General features: G+C 61.0%; 16 protein-coding genes and 1 tRNA gene. 6 read left to right on the top strand and 11 right to left on the bottom strand.

All coding sequences use genetic code 11. The features are described 5' to 3' along the window. The 3 genes from IQ35_RS00005 to drt3b form a co-directional block, all read left to right on the top strand. Window positions 1-175, top strand: a 175-nt coding sequence (locus IQ35_RS00005) for a transposase (RefSeq protein WP_199739889.1), incomplete at its 5' end; no start/stop codon positions are given. Window positions 176-447: 272 nt separating this feature from the next. Beyond that, window positions 448-873 (top strand): hypothetical protein, encoded by a 426-nt coding sequence (locus IQ35_RS00015; RefSeq protein WP_158636560.1) that lies wholly within the window; start codon window positions 448-450, stop codon window positions 871-873. After that, window positions 866-2,800 (top strand): antiviral reverse transcriptase Drt3b, encoded by a 1,935-nt coding sequence (gene drt3b / locus IQ35_RS00020; RefSeq protein WP_145071477.1) that lies wholly within the window; start codon window positions 866-868, stop codon window positions 2,798-2,800. The genes IQ35_RS00015 and drt3b overlap by 8 nt, the downstream gene beginning before the upstream one ends. Window positions 2,801-3,144: 344 nt before the next feature. Here drt3b and IQ35_RS00025 read toward each other — a convergent pair. Both IQ35_RS00025 and folK read right to left on the bottom strand, forming a co-directional pair. Further along, window positions 3,145-3,220: transfer RNA gene (locus IQ35_RS00025), tRNA-Lys, on the bottom strand. A gap of 41 nt (window positions 3,221-3,261) precedes the next feature. After that, the gene (gene folK / locus IQ35_RS00030; RefSeq protein ID WP_145071479.1) at window positions 3,262-3,774 is read right to left on the bottom strand and encodes a 2-amino-4-hydroxy-6-hydroxymethyldihydropteridine diphosphokinase; all 513 of its coding nucleotides are present in this window, start codon (window positions 3,772-3,774) and stop codon (window positions 3,262-3,264) included. Window positions 3,775-3,800: 26 nt separating this feature from the next. Here folK and IQ35_RS00035 point away from each other — a divergent pair, with 26 nt between their 5' ends. Continuing rightward, entirely contained in the window at window positions 3,801-4,454 is a 654-nt protein-coding gene (locus IQ35_RS00035; protein WP_145071844.1) for a uracil-DNA glycosylase, read from the top strand. Window positions 4,455-4,478: 24 nt separating this feature from the next. Here IQ35_RS00035 and aguB read toward each other — a convergent pair whose 3' ends face one another. The 4 genes from aguB to rpsD form a co-directional block, all read right to left on the bottom strand. Then, on the bottom strand, window positions 4,479-5,327 hold the full coding sequence (gene aguB, locus IQ35_RS00040) for an N-carbamoylputrescine amidase (protein ID WP_145071481.1): 849 nt from the start codon (window positions 5,325-5,327) through the stop codon (window positions 4,479-4,481). 49 nt (window positions 5,328-5,376) lie between these two features. Then, window positions 5,377-6,360: an agmatine deiminase family protein gene (locus tag IQ35_RS00045; RefSeq protein WP_145071483.1), complete on the bottom strand. Its 984-nt coding sequence runs from the start codon at window positions 6,358-6,360 to the stop codon at window positions 5,377-5,379. A 98-nt stretch (window positions 6,361-6,458) separates the two neighbouring features. Continuing rightward, on the bottom strand, window positions 6,459-8,147 hold the full coding sequence (locus IQ35_RS00050) for a M28 family metallopeptidase (RefSeq protein WP_145071485.1): 1,689 nt from the start codon (window positions 8,145-8,147) through the stop codon (window positions 6,459-6,461). Between the two features lie 203 nt (window positions 8,148-8,350). Next, window positions 8,351-8,965 carry a 30S ribosomal protein S4 gene (rpsD, locus tag IQ35_RS00055; protein WP_021246646.1) on the bottom strand — a complete coding sequence of 205 codons (615 nt, stop codon included), beginning with the start codon at window positions 8,963-8,965 and terminating at the stop codon, window positions 8,351-8,353. Window positions 8,966-9,147: 182 nt separating this feature from the next. Between rpsD and IQ35_RS00060 the strand changes: the two genes are divergently transcribed. Further along, window positions 9,148-9,444, top strand: a complete 297-nt coding sequence (locus IQ35_RS00060) for a chorismate mutase (protein WP_031292082.1) — start codon at window positions 9,148-9,150, stop codon at window positions 9,442-9,444. Here the strand turns inward: IQ35_RS00060 and IQ35_RS00065 are convergent. From IQ35_RS00065 to rpiB, 4 genes are all read right to left on the bottom strand, one after another. Beyond that, complete coding sequence (locus IQ35_RS00065) at window positions 9,441-10,160, bottom strand: RNA methyltransferase (RefSeq protein ID WP_145071487.1); 720 nt, start codon at window positions 10,158-10,160, stop codon at window positions 9,441-9,443. The genes IQ35_RS00060 and IQ35_RS00065 overlap by 4 nt on opposite strands. A gap of 226 nt (window positions 10,161-10,386) precedes the next feature. Beyond that, window positions 10,387-10,848: a transcriptional regulator NrdR gene (nrdR, locus tag IQ35_RS00070; RefSeq protein ID WP_021246643.1), complete on the bottom strand. Its 462-nt coding sequence runs from the start codon at window positions 10,846-10,848 to the stop codon at window positions 10,387-10,389. Window positions 10,849-10,854: 6 nt separating this feature from the next. Further along, on the bottom strand, window positions 10,855-12,177 hold the full coding sequence (glyA, locus tag IQ35_RS00075) for a serine hydroxymethyltransferase (protein WP_145071489.1): 1,323 nt from the start codon (window positions 12,175-12,177) through the stop codon (window positions 10,855-10,857). A gap of 11 nt (window positions 12,178-12,188) precedes the next feature. Beyond that, window positions 12,189-12,626, bottom strand: coding sequence for a ribose 5-phosphate isomerase B (gene rpiB / locus IQ35_RS00080; protein WP_145071491.1), 438 nt, complete (start codon window positions 12,624-12,626; stop codon window positions 12,189-12,191). A gap of 100 nt (window positions 12,627-12,726) precedes the next feature. Here rpiB and IQ35_RS00085 point away from each other — a divergent pair, with 100 nt between their 5' ends. Next, a complete protein-coding gene (locus IQ35_RS00085; protein ID WP_031292080.1) occupies window positions 12,727-12,924 on the top strand; it encodes a hypothetical protein in 198 nt (65 codons plus the stop codon). Window positions 12,925-13,146: 222 nt separating this feature from the next. On the opposite strand, the gene IQ35_RS00090 is transcribed toward IQ35_RS00085, so the two are convergent. Then, window positions 13,147-13,803, bottom strand: coding sequence for an alpha/beta hydrolase (locus tag IQ35_RS00090; RefSeq protein WP_021246639.1), 657 nt, complete (start codon window positions 13,801-13,803; stop codon window positions 13,147-13,149). Window positions 13,804-13,864 lie beyond the last annotated feature (61 nt).

Consider the following 13,864-nt stretch of genomic DNA (forward strand, 5'->3'; position numbering starts at 1 on the left):
CAGGACCGCTGCTCTGGCAAGCGCGGAGTTTACCACCTTGCGCCTGCGGCTGCTCAAGGTCGCTGCGCGCGTCGTAGAAAGTGCTAGCCGCATCCGCATTGCCTTCGCTTCCGCCTGTCCGGATGCCGACCTGTTCCGCGCCCTCGTTCTCCGGCTGAAGCCTGCGCCGACGTAGCCCATGCGGCAGCGCCGCAGAACTCCGAGCCCAGCCCTTCAACCCGAAAAGCCCATCAATCCGAATGCGGTGAAACAAACGCCAGCGATGCCGGTCGTCCGCGCAATACAGCCAGCCGCAGCAAATGCCCAGAGCGGACCCGAAACCGAGCGTCGTGAATAAGAGAGGCTAGCTTCGATTTTCTCGGCTATAAGTTTACTGCAGAACAGCGGGTTAACCGCGAGAAACCGCGAAAGGTCTGGCTAGCAATAGCCGAGCGGAAGACGCGCCTTATGAAAACGCGCATCTATTTGTCCCTTAAGACTTTCATGAAGGACGGTGACGGAGCGATGCTAGTGGATCGACTTCGTGTTCTAACAAGCAACTATCGAATCAATCGACGCGGCATAAATGCAATACGACGATCGAGATACATCTACGCGGGAATTTATTACAATTATTGGCGCTGCGGTGAATATATCGATGGAAAGCACTATCCATCGGCACCTGCGAGCCTGCGTGAAATCGATAATTTCTTGCATGGTCATATGAAGTCAAGGGGTAGTAAATTTAAGACCACGCTCGAGCTTCGCCTGGCACCGGTACAGCGACGGGTGATCGACAGTCTATCGTTCGAGCGCGGCTTTGCGGGGCGCAGAATGGTGCGTGTGCCTTTCTCGCGATTCTCAAAACTAAAGGCGATTTGGCGCAATGTCTGACGCTTCACGATCACTTCTGGCACGAAGTCTGCTGACAGACACGCTGCCGTACGAGGTCCCTGTCATATTCTCCAACGATAAGCTGCACTCGGCTTTGTCCGCGACAATGCCTTCCCAGGTCGCGAGGTTGTGGGAAAAGATGCGTTCGGGTCGCAAAGACTACACCATTCCCTACAACTACGAGATTGCCAAGGACGATAATCGGACTACGACCCTCAGTATAGTTCATCCACGCATACAGGAAGAGATGGCGGCGTTTTACGAGGCACATAACTCCAGCCTCTTGAGCCACTGCGCCGATGGACGAATTTCACTTAGGCGACCGGTTAACCTTGCTTCCCCGTATGTCTCTAGTCAGACCGTTGATGTGGAAGGACGACTCCGTCTTGGTGTCGCGCAAATTCTCGTAGATGAGGAGCAGCCGGACGTTTCTCACCTCCCGTCTTATTTCGCGTACGGGAAATACAATCTGTTGGGTAAGTTCATCGGATCGCGCGAGTTCATCAGGTTGGAAGGACGCTACCTGCGATACCGCACGCTCGATATTTCAAAATGCTTCTATAATATTTACTCTCATACGGTTAACTGGGCTGTTAAAGACAAGCTGCTCGCAAAAGAATTTAAATCTGCGTACTCATTTGAAGCGCAGTTTGATAAGCTTATGCAGCGCGCAAATTACAATGAAACGAATGGAATAGTTGTTGGTCCAGAATTTTCACGGGTGTTTGCAGAGATTATACTGCAACGCGTGGATCAAAAAGTTATAGATAAACTTGCGGTTGATGGATTGGTATTTAATAAAGACTATGAAATTCGACGGTATGTGGACGATTTTTTTGTATTCTCGAATGCGACTGAAACTCTTGATAAGGTCGAAAACGAGATTCGCGCCCAACTTGAGTTCTACAAACTTTATGTGAACGAGAAGAAGGTCGAAACATTCACTCGCCCGTTCGTTTCAAAGCTCTCTTTGGCTAGGCAGGAAGTCGGAAGCCTGCTGCGCAACGTCCGGTCAGCCTTGCATGATCTGCGCAAGTCGGCAGACCCGAAAGACGCTCGCAGACATCATAGGCACTTGAAGGCCTTGATGGGCGAAATCCGATTGGTGGTTTCCAAGCATGAGATCGCCTTTGCAAACATTAGCGGCTGGGTAATGTCGCGGTTGAAACGGTTGAGCCGCGTAGCGATGAGTTCAATGAAGGGGGAACTACCTGAAGGCATGCAGGCGCTGATCGGCGATGTTGTTGTCACGATTGTGGAACAGATGTTCTACATCTGCGCGATCGATACGCGGGTACGCTCGACATATTCGATCGCACAGCTCTGCTTATCGCTGCGCGAGAATATGTCGCTGTTTTCTGAGGAGCAGCAGGATCTCATTGCACATGTAATTATGGACCAGTGTCTTGCCATCCTTCGCGCCACGCGATCACGGGAAGGAGAAAGGTTTGGGCGCCGAGATTCGGTGGAGGTCTTCAATCTGCTTATTGTCGGTGCATTGTTCGTCGGTCCAGAATTCATGCGCTCCAGCGAGGTGCAAGAGGTTCTGCGTGCATTCTATGATAACGAGCGCATCTCTTATTTTGCGTTCATAACGCTCAAGTTTTGCTACCTTCGGGACGTATCTCGCTTCAGTTCGGAACTGGCAGCGATCAACGATCTGGTCGAAGCCCGAATCACTGCTTCTTCTGTGGATTTCATGAGGGACACCGAGGAGTATCTCCTTCTGAATGAATGGATATCGTCTCCGGATCTCTCTGCACCTAAAAAGCGCGATGTTCTAAACCTGATTTTTGGCGCTGAGTTGTTCGGTAAGAATGCCACACAGGAACTTGGTAGATGGACGGGCTTCGTCGACTGGAGTGGCCTTAGCGTCTATCACCTCCTTGCGAAAAAGGAGTTGCGCCCTGTCTATGCCTGGGGTTAGCTCCGTAGGTCGGCATTCCCGCCAGCATCAGTTCGTCTGATGACAACGCACTTGGTTTTTTGCATCCCTGGGATGCGTTGGAGGCCTCGTTCGGGCCGCAAGGCACACACGTCGCGGGGGTGTCGACACATTGCTGTTCCGCGCGTCTCAAAGGCTTTCGGCTAGGTAATAGCGTGAGAGATGCCGATTACTTATCCCTGTGGAAGCCACGGGCATTGCATAGCCTGAATCGACCACTCCCGCGCGGCAAGTCGTTATTGCGGTGCTTATCCGGTACCAATCCCAGGCGTACGTGAACGAACGCCGATTGAATCGGATTAAGCTCTTGTTTTTAGTGAATAAAATGGTGAGCCCTGCTGGGTTCGAACCAGCGACCTACTGATTAAAAGTCAGTTGCTCTACCGACTGAGCTAAGGGCCCCGAATGAGGTTGGCCCGCACTAGTGAGGCTGATGCGGATGGTCAACCTCTCGCGGCATCTTTTGTCCTTGCTTTCATGAGGCGTCCGTGGAGATGCCGCACAGTCAAGCCGGACCGGGGATCGCGCCATTTCGGAACGATGCCCAGGAGAGGCTTCAAGACGAAGTCTCGCGTCCGGAAAGCGCGATGGGGGATGGAAAGACGCGGACTTTCCCAACGTCCGCCCGACCATAGGATTATATCGATATCCATGGTTCTCGCCCCCCACCGGCGAAACCGGCGGCGGCCCATGATGCGTTCGATCTTCTGCAATTCCCGCAGCAGCTCTTCGGGGGGCAAGGCGGTTTCCAGCAACAGGGCGCCATTGGTGAAAAGGCGGCGCGACGGCCCCAGCGGAGGCGTCGTGAAAAGGGGTGAGGCACATCGTGTCCGCCCGATTTCGGCGAGCCGCTCCGTTACCTCCCGCAGCAGGCGCGCCGGAGGGCGATCGGCGGACAAGGGACGATTGGAACCCAGCGAAAGCGCATAGGAATGAAGATGGCTTGTGCCCGGCATCCCGGAACGCCTATCTGCTTCGCGAGATGCTGGAAAGTCCCTTGCCCCAAACCGAGCCGCCTCATGATTGCCCGCGCTGTCCCCGGCTCGTGGATTTGCGTGACGCCTGCCGTGCGGAACATCCCGATTGGTGGAACGCGCCGGTCCCCGCCTTCGGCGATCCCGATGCGCGAATCGCGATTATCGGCCTGGCGCCCGGCAAGCATGGAGCCAACCGCACGGGGCGGCCCTTCACGGGCGACTATGCGGGCGACCTCCTGTTCGCGACGCTGGCGAAATTCGGCTTGGCGGAGGGCAGCTATATGGCGCGGCCGGATGACGGTCTGGCCTTGCGCGATATCATCATCCTCAATTCGGTCAAATGCCTGCCGCCTCAGAACAAGCCGTCGCCCGACGAGGCCCGCAACTGCCGGCCCTTCCTGGCGCAGGCTGTGGCGGCATTGTCAAAAGCGCGGACTTTCATCGCGCTGGGTCAGATCGCCCACCAGTCGGCGGTCAAGGTCCTGGGAGGCAAGTTGCCCAAGGCGCGTTTCGGGCATCTGGCGGAGCATAAAATGCCTGATGGCCGCATTCTGATCGATAGCTATCATTGCTCTCGATATAATCAGAATACGGGACGGCTCACCGCCGGAATGTTCGAAGCCGTGTTCGCGCGGGCGGTGGAACTCGCCTGCGGCTGAACGGCTGCGGCCCATCGCCGGCCTTCAGATATCCTGCGTAATGCGCGTGTAAAGCTCGGGCCGGCGGTCGCGGAAAAAGCCCATGCCGGCCCGGTGCTTCCGTGCCCGTTCCAGGTCAAGCGTCGCCACCAGCGCGCCGTTGTCCTTCGCGTCGGCCTCCGCGACGAAATCGCCCCATTCGTCGGTGATGAAGCTATGACCGTAGAAGGACTGCCCGTCCTCTTCGCCGATCCGGTTGGCGGCGATCACCGGCATGCAGTTGCTGACGGCATGACCGATCATCGCCCGCCGCCACATGCGGCTGGTGTCCAGGTCGGCGTCATAAGGCTCCGATCCGATGGCCGTCGGGTAGAACAGCATCTCCGCGCCCATCAGCGCCATGGCGCGGGCGGTTTCGGGATACCACTGGTCCCAGCAGATGCCGACGCCGATCGTGCCGTGCCGCGTTTCCCACACCTTGAAACCGCTATTGCCGGGCCGGAAATAATATTTCTCCTGATATCCGGGGCCGTCGGGAATGTGGCTCTTGCGATAAAGCCCCATGATCTCGCCCTGATCGTCGATCATGGCGAGCGAATTATAATAATGCTGCCCATCGCGCTCAAAGAAACTGGTGGGGATATAGACGCCTTCCGCCTTCGCCACCTTACGCATTTCCTGGACGGCGGGATGGGTGTCCATGGGCTGCGCGCCAGCGAACAGCGCCTCTTCCTGCGTCTTGCAGAAATAGGGGCCTTCGAACAATTCTGGCGGCAGGACGATCCGGGCGCCCCGCGCCGCGGCCTTGACGACATGGGCGGCCACCATGTCGATATTGCCGGTCCTGTCCTCCGAAAAAGCGAGCTGAAGCGCGGCTACGGTGACTTGAGACATTCGGAAAACTCCGTTCTTTCCGATCAATATGGAAAATGGGAGGACAGGTTCAACGCGATGGCATCTGCTGGCTGGTGCAATGGAAGCCGCCGCCGCCGGACAGGATGGCGTTGCCGGGCAGTCCCACTATGTCGCGTCCGGGGAAGAACGGCTTCAACGCCTCCAGCGCCGCCTTGTCATTGGGGCAGCCATAGACCGGCACGATGACGGCGGCGTTGCCGATATAGAAATTCATGTAGCTCGCCGGGATCGGCTGACCGTCCACCATCACCAGGCCGGGGGAGGGGATGGAGACGATATCCACTCCATGCGCCCTGGCCCGCGCCCGCGCGTCGGCATAGATGGCGGCGTTGGGGTCGTCCTCGCCCGCCGCTTCGGGCAGGGCCAATATGCCGGGCGCGACGAAGCGGGCGAGGTTGTCGACATGCCCATCCGTATGATCGCCCAGCAGCCCGTCGCCCAGCCACAGCATATCCGAAAGACCAAGGCTCCCCGCCAGCAGCGTCTCGATCTTTCCCCGGTCGAGGTCGGGGTTGCGATTGGGGTTGAGCAGGCATTGCTCGGTCGTGACGAACAGGCCCGTGCCGTCCGTATCGATCGCCCCGCCTTCCAGCACCCAATGCTGGGTATCGGTGGGCAGGCCGGTCATGGCGGCCAGCCGCGCGCCGATATCCTCGTCGCCCGCCATTTCATATTTGCCGCCCCAGCCGTTGAAGCCGAAGTCGACCAGAGCGCGCGCCTGTCCATCGCACACGGCAATCGGCGCGGTATCGCGCAGCCATACGTCGCCCAGCGTTTGCACGACGATGGCGACGCCCGTATGGGCCAGCTTGCGCGCTATTTCCGCATCCGCCTCATTGGCGACGACCAGACGGACTTCCTCGCCGCGTCCATCCGCATGAACGGCGGTGGCGAAGTCCGCGATCTGCTGCCGCGCTTCGTCGAAAGCGCCGGGCCATTCGGCGGGATTGGTCGGAAAACCGATCCACACCCAGTCATGCGGCGCCCATTCGGCGGGCATTCGGAAGGTCATCGCGATCCTTTCAGGGGAAGTGTCGCGGCCCCTTAGCAGCAGCGGCGGAAAAGGGGGAGGGGCATTTCGCCGCGCGGCCTGCCCTCCCTCCTTGGTGCTTATTGCCCGGCACGGCTCTTGTCGCGGATGGCGCGGAACTCGTCGCCCGCCACCCAGTTCGGCCAGTCCGCCGTACTGGCGAGCGCCCGCCCGACATCGAAGTAAAGCTGCACGTCGGCCTCCAAGCCTGTCCAGTCCCAATTGGGATCATATTCGTCCTTGGGTCCGTGATAGCGATGCTCGGTATAATCCTCCGCCGCGGCCATGCCCGCCGGCGTCCCGCCCTTCACCAGATCCTCGCCGCCCTCGAAATAGAGCATCGGCACGCCATGCTTGGCGAAGCTGAAATGGTCGGAGCGGTAATAAAAGCCCTTTTCCGGCGTCGGTTCGACGGTGGCGGTCCGGCCTTGAGCCGCCAGCGCGCGGTTCAGATAGGCGTCGAGGTCGGACTTGCCCTTGCCGATCACCACGACATTCTTCGCCGGTCCCGCCATGCTGAGCGCGTCCATATTGACGCCGCCGACCGTCCGGCCGAGCGGGAAAACGGGATGATCGCCATAATAGGCCGATCCCAGCAGCCCCGATTCCTCTGCGGTCACGGCCAGGAACACCTGGCTGCGCTCCGTCGGCCCGGCCTTCACATTGGCCTCCGCCAGGGCGACCAGCGCCGCCGTGCCGGTCGCATTGTCGACCGCGCCGTTGCAGATATCGTCGCCATCCGGCGCGGCCTGACAGCGGCCCAGATGATCCCAATGCGCGCTGTAGAGCACATATTCGTCGGGCCGCGCCGTTCCCGGCAGCAGGGCGACGACATTCTTCGACATATGCTTGCGCAGGTCGTTGTCGAAGGAGAGGGAGGCTTTGACGCCTTTCAAGGGCACCGCCTTGAACCCCGGCTTCTTCGCCTGCGCCATCAACGTATCGAGATTGAGGCCGGCGCTCGCCATCAAGGCGGCGGCCTTGTCCTTCTGAATCCAGCCGATCGCGGCGGACTGGTCGGCATTGCCGTTCGCATTGTCCGCGACCTGCTGCGCGCCCGTCCAGCTCGACTGCACGACATTCCAGCCATAGGCGGCGGGCACTGTGTCATGCACGATGATCGCGGCCTCCGCGCCCTGACGCGCGGCCTCCTCGAACTTGTAGGTCCAGCGGCCATAATAGGTCATCGCCCGCCCGTTGAACGGTCCCTCCAGCCCGGCGGCTTCATAGTCGGGATCGTTGACCAGGATGATGACGGTCTTGCCCTTCACATCCAGCCTGGCATAGTCGTTCCAGCCCTTTTCCGGCGCATTGATGCCATAGCCGACGAATACGACCGGGCTGTCCTTCACCGCGACATGGGGCTGGGTCGTGCGATAGGTGGCGGCGACCATCTCCGGCCCATAGGCGGCTTGCACCTTCGCCTTCCCGCCGGAGAAAGTCAGGGGCGATACATTCTTCGTCGTGATCTCGACCAGAGGCACGTCCTGAAACCAACTGCCGTTATTGCCGGGTTTCAAGCCGAGTTGGGCGAATTCGCCGGACAGCAGGGCGAGCGTCTTTTCCTCGCCGACCGTCCCCGGTGCGCGGCCTTCGAAGGCGTCGGAGGACAATAGCTTCACCAGCCTTTTCATGGTGTCGACAGACGGTTCGACCTTCCTGGCGGGCGGTGGCGTTAGAGCACTGGCGGAGGCCGGCGGACCGGCTCCATCGGAAGCGCAGGCCGAAAGGGCAAGGGCGGCGGCAAGAACCGCGATCGAGCTATGCATGACAGGGACCCTCGAAATGGCGATGCCTGCCGTGATGCCAGCCCATGCAAGGCTGCGCAAGATTGTTGCGCGGAAAAGAAGACGACCATGAGGGCTTGCAGATCCGCGCCGAATGGCGTGCAATGGTCATAAGCCCCATAATCGCCAAAAAGAAAGGGCGGCCAAAAGGCCGCCCCTCCCGAAATCCGTACTGCCGGAAACGGTCAGCGCGAATAGAATTCGACGACCAGATTGGGTTCCATCTTCACCGGATAAGGCACTTCGTCCAGCGTCGGAACGCGGACATAGCTGACCTTGGCCGCGCCATCGGGCGCGACATAATCGGGGATGTCACGCTCGGGCAGGCTCTGCGCTTCCAGGACCAGCGCCATTTCCTGCGCCTTTTTGCCCAGGGTGATTTCGTCGCCCGGCTTCACCAGACGCGACGCGATGTTGCACTTCACGCCGTTCACATAGATGTGGCCATGCGAAACGATCTGGCGGGCCGAGAAGATGGTCGGCGCGAACTTGGCGCGATAGACGACCGCGTCCAGACGGCGCTCCAGCAGGCCGATCAGGTTCTGGCCGGTGTCGCCCTTCATGCGCGCGGCTTCGATATAGTTCTTCTTGAACTGCTTTTCGGTGATGTCGCCGTAATAGCCCTTCAGCTTCTGCTTGGCGCGGAGCTGGATGCCATAGTCGGACATCTTGCCCTTGCGGCGCTGGCCGTGCTGGCCGGGGCCATATTCACGCTTGTTGACCGGGCTTTTCGGGCGGCCCCAGATGTTCTCGCCCATGCGGCGGTCGAGCTTGTACTTGGCGCTGGTGCGCTTCGTCATAGATAATTCCTTACAATCGCTAACAACGGTCTTCCCGGTCGTCGCCTGCTTGCCTCAAAAAAAGGGGCAGGGCCGCCGCTTCACCGGGATGCGGGGCCAATCGCGAAGGCGCGCGTATGAAGAAGGGGGCGGATGATGTCAACCCTCGACAGGGCGCTGCTCTGGGCCTAGTCAGCCTGCCCATGAACCCCGATAGCTATACGACGATGGCGCAGGTCCGCGCGGGCGTGGATGAGATCGACCGCCAGATCGTGGCGCTGCTCGCCCAGCGCTTCGCCCATATGCGCGCCGCCGCCCGGATCAAGCCGGAACGCGGGCACGTCCGCGATGAGGAACGCAAGGCGCTGGTCATCGCCAACGCCCGCGCAGAAGCGGAAAGACTGGGCGCGCCCGGCGACGCGATCGCCGGGTTGTGGGATCAATTGGTCGAAGTCTCCATCGCCTATGAGATGGACGAGTTCGATCGCCTGAAAGGCTAACGAGCCCGCGGATTGCTCAGCGCGGATAGCACGCCGCGCAGGGTGCGCACCTCCAGATGGTTCCAGCCCGGCTTGGTCAGCAGGTTCCGCAGGGTCCGCCTGGTCGCGGGCGCGCGGTCAGGCGGAAAGAAATAGCCCGCATTGTCGAGCAGCGTCTCGAATTGGGAGATCATCCCCTCAAGCTCCGCTTGCGGAGCCGGTTCGCCAAGCTCGGTCACGGTCGGCTGCTCCAGCGCCGCCTGCTTCGACCATTCATAGGCGCACAGGATCACTGCCTGCGCCAGATTAAGCGACCCGAATTCCGGGTTGATCGGCACGGTCAGGATCTTCCGGGCCAGCGCCACATCCTCCGTTTCAAGCCCGGAGCGCTCCGGCCCGAAGACATAGGCGCAGCGACCCTGCGCGCCATGAATTTCGCGCGCGGCTTCCTCCGGCGTGACGACAGGCTTTGTGACGCCGCGTTTCCGCACCGTGGTCGCATAGACATGCGCGCAATCGGATACGGCGTCGGCCAGGCTTTCGAAAACGACGGCCTTGTCGAGCACGATGTCCGCGCCCGCCGCCGATGGCCCGGCATCGGGATTGGGCCAGCCGTCACGCGGAGATACCAGCCGCATCTCCGTCAGGCCGAAGTTCAGCATGGCGCGCGCCGCCTTGCCGATATTCTCGCCCAGTTGCGGCCGGACGAGCACTATGACGGGGGGCAATGTCTCCATATCTCCGTTCGTCCTGAGTAAGGGCTGAGCTTGCCGAAGCCCTGTTCGGCGACAAGCGCTTCTTCGCGCGTGTGGAAATCTTGCTGCCATATCAGGGTTATGGGACGCCGCTTCTGGGTATAACCTGCAATCTCGGCTGCCTGATGCTGCACGATCCTTCGATACGCCATTTCGACTTCGCTCAATGGCTGCTCAGCACGAACGGAAGTGGTGCAGGGGATTGCCCTCACTCACTCCCGACCTCCTTCACCGTGCTGGCGAAATCCTCGAAATCGCGTGCGTCGGTGAAGTCCTTGTAGACGCTGGCGAAGCGGATATAGGCGACGCTATCGAGCCGTTTCAGCCCCTGCATCACCATCTCGCCGATGGAACGGGCAGGCACTTCGCTGTCGCCGCTGGTTTCGAGCTGCCGCTGGATGCCGGAAATCAGCTTTTCCAGACGGCTGGGATCGATGGGCCGCTTCCGGCAGGCAATGTCGATGGAGCGCGCGAGCTTGTCGCGGTCGAACGCCTCCTTGCGGCCTTCGCTCTTCATCACCCAGATATCGCGGAGTTGAATCCTCTCGAAGGTCGTGAAGCGCGCGCCGCAGGCTTCGCACTGCCGCCGACGGCGAATGGCGTTGCCATCCTCCGTCGGGCGGCTGTCCTTTACCTGACTGTCTTCATGCGAGCAGAAAGGGCAACGCAATGCCGCTTACCCTTCGTAGATCGGGAAACGGGCGCAGAGAGCCGACACGCGCTCGCGCACATGGGCTTCGACCGCCGCATCGCCATGCTCGCCCTTGTCGCGCAGGCCTTCCAGCACGTCGGCGATCATGTCGCCGATGGCCTCGAACTCCGCCACGCCAAAGCCGCGCGTTGTGCCCGCGGGCGAACCCACGCGGATGCCGCTGGTTTTGGTAGGCGGCAGCGGATCGCCCGGCACGCCGTTCTTGTTGCAGGTGATGAAGCTGCGCTCCAGCGCCTCGTCCGCATCCTTGCCCGAAATGCCGTAGGGCCGCAGGTCGATGAGCGCCAGATGCGTGTCCGTGCCGCCCGACACGACGGCAAGGCCGCGCTGCTCCAGCTTGCCGGCGAGCGCCTTCGCGTTGGTCACGATGGCCTGGGCATAGGTCTTGAACTCCGGCTGCAATGCTTCGCCGAAAGCGACCGCCTTCGCCGCGATGACATGCATCAGCGGCCCACCCTGGAGGCCGGGGAACACCGCCGAGTTGATCTTCTTTGCGATGGCTTCGTCATCGGTCAGGATCATGCCGCCGCGCGGGCCGCGCAGCGTTTTGTGCGTGGTCGTGGTCACGACATGGGCATGGCCGAAGGGCGTCGGATGTGCGCCCCCCGCGACGAGGCCCGCAAAGTGCGCCATGTCCACCATGAACAGCGCGCCGACCTTGTCCGCAATGGCCCGGAACCGGGCGAAGTCGATATGGCGCGGATAGGCGCTGCCCCCCGCGATGATGAGCGTCGGCTTGGCCTCGACCGCTTGTCGCTCCAAGACGTCATAGTCGATGAGGTGCGTGTCTTCGCGCACGCCATATTGCACGGCGTTGTACCACTTGCCCGACAGGGCGGGCTTCGCGCCATGCGTCAGGTGGCCGCCAGCGTCCAGCGACAGGCCCATGATCGTGTCGCCCGGCCTGGTCAACGCCAGCATCACCGCGCCGTTCGCCTGCGCGCCCGAATGGGGCTGCACATTCACGAAGCCGCAATTGAAAAGCTGTTTCGCCCGATCGATGGCGAGTTGCTCCACCTCATCCGAGGGCGCACAGCCCTGATAATAGCGTTTGCCCGGATAGCCTTCCGCATATTTGTTGGTGAAGACGGACCCTTGCGCCTCCAGCACCGCCTTGCTGACGATATTTTCCGAAGCGATCAGTTCGATCTGGTTCTGCTCGCGCTTCAGTTCATGAGTGACGCCGGCGAAGACCGCCGGATCGGCATCGGCCAGGCCGCGCGTGAAATAGCCTTCCGAACGGATGTCCGACAGGGCGGGCTGGGCCAAAGTGGTTGCTGTGCTCATGGGCGTGCTCCTTACAGCGCGGGCTTGGACAGTTTGTCGACTCGGGGACCATGGCGGCCGCCGCCGAATTCGGTGGAAAGGAAAGCGGTGATGCAGGCTTTCGCCATATCGACGCCAATCAGGCGCGCGCCCATGGCGAGCACGTTGGCGTCGTTATGTTCGCGCGAGAGCGCCGCCGACAGCGGCTCGCCGGCCAGCGCGCAGCGGCAGGCCGGGTTGCGGTTGACCGCGATGGAAATGCCGATCCCCGATCCGCAAAGCGCGACGCCGCGTTCAACGGCGCCCGACGCCACCGCCTTCGCCAGCTTGTAGCCATAATCGGGATAATCCACCCGGTCCGCTGTCGCGGGGCCAAGGTCGTCGACCGCGTGCCCTTCGGCGCGCAGCCAGTCGGCAAGCTCCGCCTTCAGGTCCACGGCGGCATGATCGGAAGCAATGGCGATTTTCATATGAATATCCCTTCACCGCGAAGGTGATTCGTTTCCCGCGCCTCTTAGGCGGAGCGGCAACGGATTGCCACAGTCCACCGCCGCCCTTATGGCCCCGTTCATGGCAGGCGCGATCTTATCCATCCTGATGCTGGCGGGCATGGCCCTGACCGGCGGCGGCATCTACGCCATCGTGAAGAAGGACGATCGCAAACGCGGCGTGCTGATGATCGTCGCGGGCCTTGTCATGTTCGCCAATGTCGCGATATCCGCCATTCCGGGGCCGGATCTGCCCGGTCTGGAAAATTCCACGCCCTGAATTGGCGCGACGTCTGTTATTGACCCCCTTCCGTCATGCCAGCGAAAGCTGGCATCTCTTCTTAGGGCATAACCAGGCCTAACGAGATCCCAGCTTTCGCTGGGATGACGGATATTGAATGGCGGAAAATGATCGAAAACAGCCGTCGCAAGACCATGGGCTGTCGGATGTTCAAAGGGGCGGCCTCTCGACCGGCCCCGCCTTTGCCCGGTTCCGTACCGCTCAGCGGATCGGGGAATCCGGCGATAGGCGCATGTCCAGATAATTGTCGACCGACTTCATGAGCTGATCCAGTTCATGTTCGAAAAAGTGGTTCGCGCCGCGGATTTCATCGTGATGGATGGTGATGCCCTTCTGGGTCCGCAGCTTGTCCACCAGTTTCTGCACCGCGCTGGCGGTCACGACCTCGTCCGCCGTGCCCTGCACGATGATGCCGGACGACGGGCAGGGAGCAAGGAAGGAGAAATCATACATGTTGGCGGGCGGCGCGACGGAGATGAAGCCGCGAATCTCCGGGCGGCGCATCAGCAATTGCATCCCGATCCATGCACCGAAGGAAAAGCCTGCGATCCAGGTGGTCTGCGCTTCGGGATGGAAACTCTGCACCCAATCGAGCGCGGCGGCGGCGTCGGACAGCTCGCCGATGCCGTTGTCGAACGTGCCCTGGCTGCGGCCCACGCCCCGGAAGTTGAAGCGCAGCGTCGCGAAACCGCGCTTCACGAACGTCTTGTAGAGCGCCTGCGTGATGCGGTCGTTCATCGTGCCGCCGCCCTGCGGGTGGGGGTGCAGGATCATCGCGACGGGCGCGCGCGGGCGGGGCGGGGGGCTGAAGCGGCCCTCGAGGCGACCCTCGGGTCCAGGAAAGATTACGTCGGGCATGGCACCTGTTATCGTTTTGGCCGGCAAGCGGCTGATGGATGCTTGGGGCGCGGACAAGCCT

The sequence above is a fragment of the Sphingobium wenxiniae genome, from assembly GCF_007830065.1.
GTDB classification, from domain to species: domain Bacteria; phylum Pseudomonadota; class Alphaproteobacteria; order Sphingomonadales; family Sphingomonadaceae; genus Sphingobium; species Sphingobium wenxiniae.

Bases quoted from the DNA above. Each gene is read 5' to 3' on its own strand.
- IQ35_RS00065 (WP_145071487.1), bottom strand. From the start codon at position 10,160: ATGGAGACATTGCCCCCCGTCATAGTGCTCGTCCGGCCGCAACTGGGC.
- aguB (WP_145071481.1), bottom strand. From the start codon at position 5,327: ATGTCTCAAGTCACCGTAGCCGCGCTTCAGCTCGCTTTTTCGGAGGAC.
- drt3b (WP_145071477.1), top strand. From the start codon at position 866: ATGTCTGACGCTTCACGATCACTTCTGGCACGAAGTCTGCTGACAGAC.
- IQ35_RS00035 (WP_145071844.1), top strand. From the start codon at position 3,801: ATGCTGGAAAGTCCCTTGCCCCAAACCGAGCCGCCTCATGATTGCCCG.
- rpiB (WP_145071491.1), bottom strand. From the start codon at position 12,626: ATGAAAATCGCCATTGCTTCCGATCATGCCGCCGTGGACCTGAAGGCG.
- rpsD (WP_021246646.1), bottom strand. From the start codon at position 8,965: ATGACGAAGCGCACCAGCGCCAAGTACAAGCTCGACCGCCGCATGGGC.
- IQ35_RS00045 (WP_145071483.1), bottom strand. From the start codon at position 6,360: ATGACCTTCCGAATGCCCGCCGAATGGGCGCCGCATGACTGGGTGTGG.
- IQ35_RS00050 (WP_145071485.1), bottom strand. From the start codon at position 8,147: ATGCATAGCTCGATCGCGGTTCTTGCCGCCGCCCTTGCCCTTTCGGCC.
- glyA (WP_145071489.1), bottom strand. From the start codon at position 12,177: ATGAGCACAGCAACCACTTTGGCCCAGCCCGCCCTGTCGGACATCCGT.
- IQ35_RS00060 (WP_031292082.1), top strand. From the start codon at position 9,148: ATGAACCCCGATAGCTATACGACGATGGCGCAGGTCCGCGCGGGCGTG.
- IQ35_RS00085 (WP_031292080.1), top strand. From the start codon at position 12,727: ATGGCAGGCGCGATCTTATCCATCCTGATGCTGGCGGGCATGGCCCTG.
- folK (WP_145071479.1), bottom strand. From the start codon at position 3,774: ATGCCGGGCACAAGCCATCTTCATTCCTATGCGCTTTCGCTGGGTTCC.
- IQ35_RS00015 (WP_158636560.1), top strand. From the start codon at position 448: ATGAAAACGCGCATCTATTTGTCCCTTAAGACTTTCATGAAGGACGGT.
- IQ35_RS00090 (WP_021246639.1), bottom strand. From the start codon at position 13,803: ATGCCCGACGTAATCTTTCCTGGACCCGAGGGTCGCCTCGAGGGCCGC.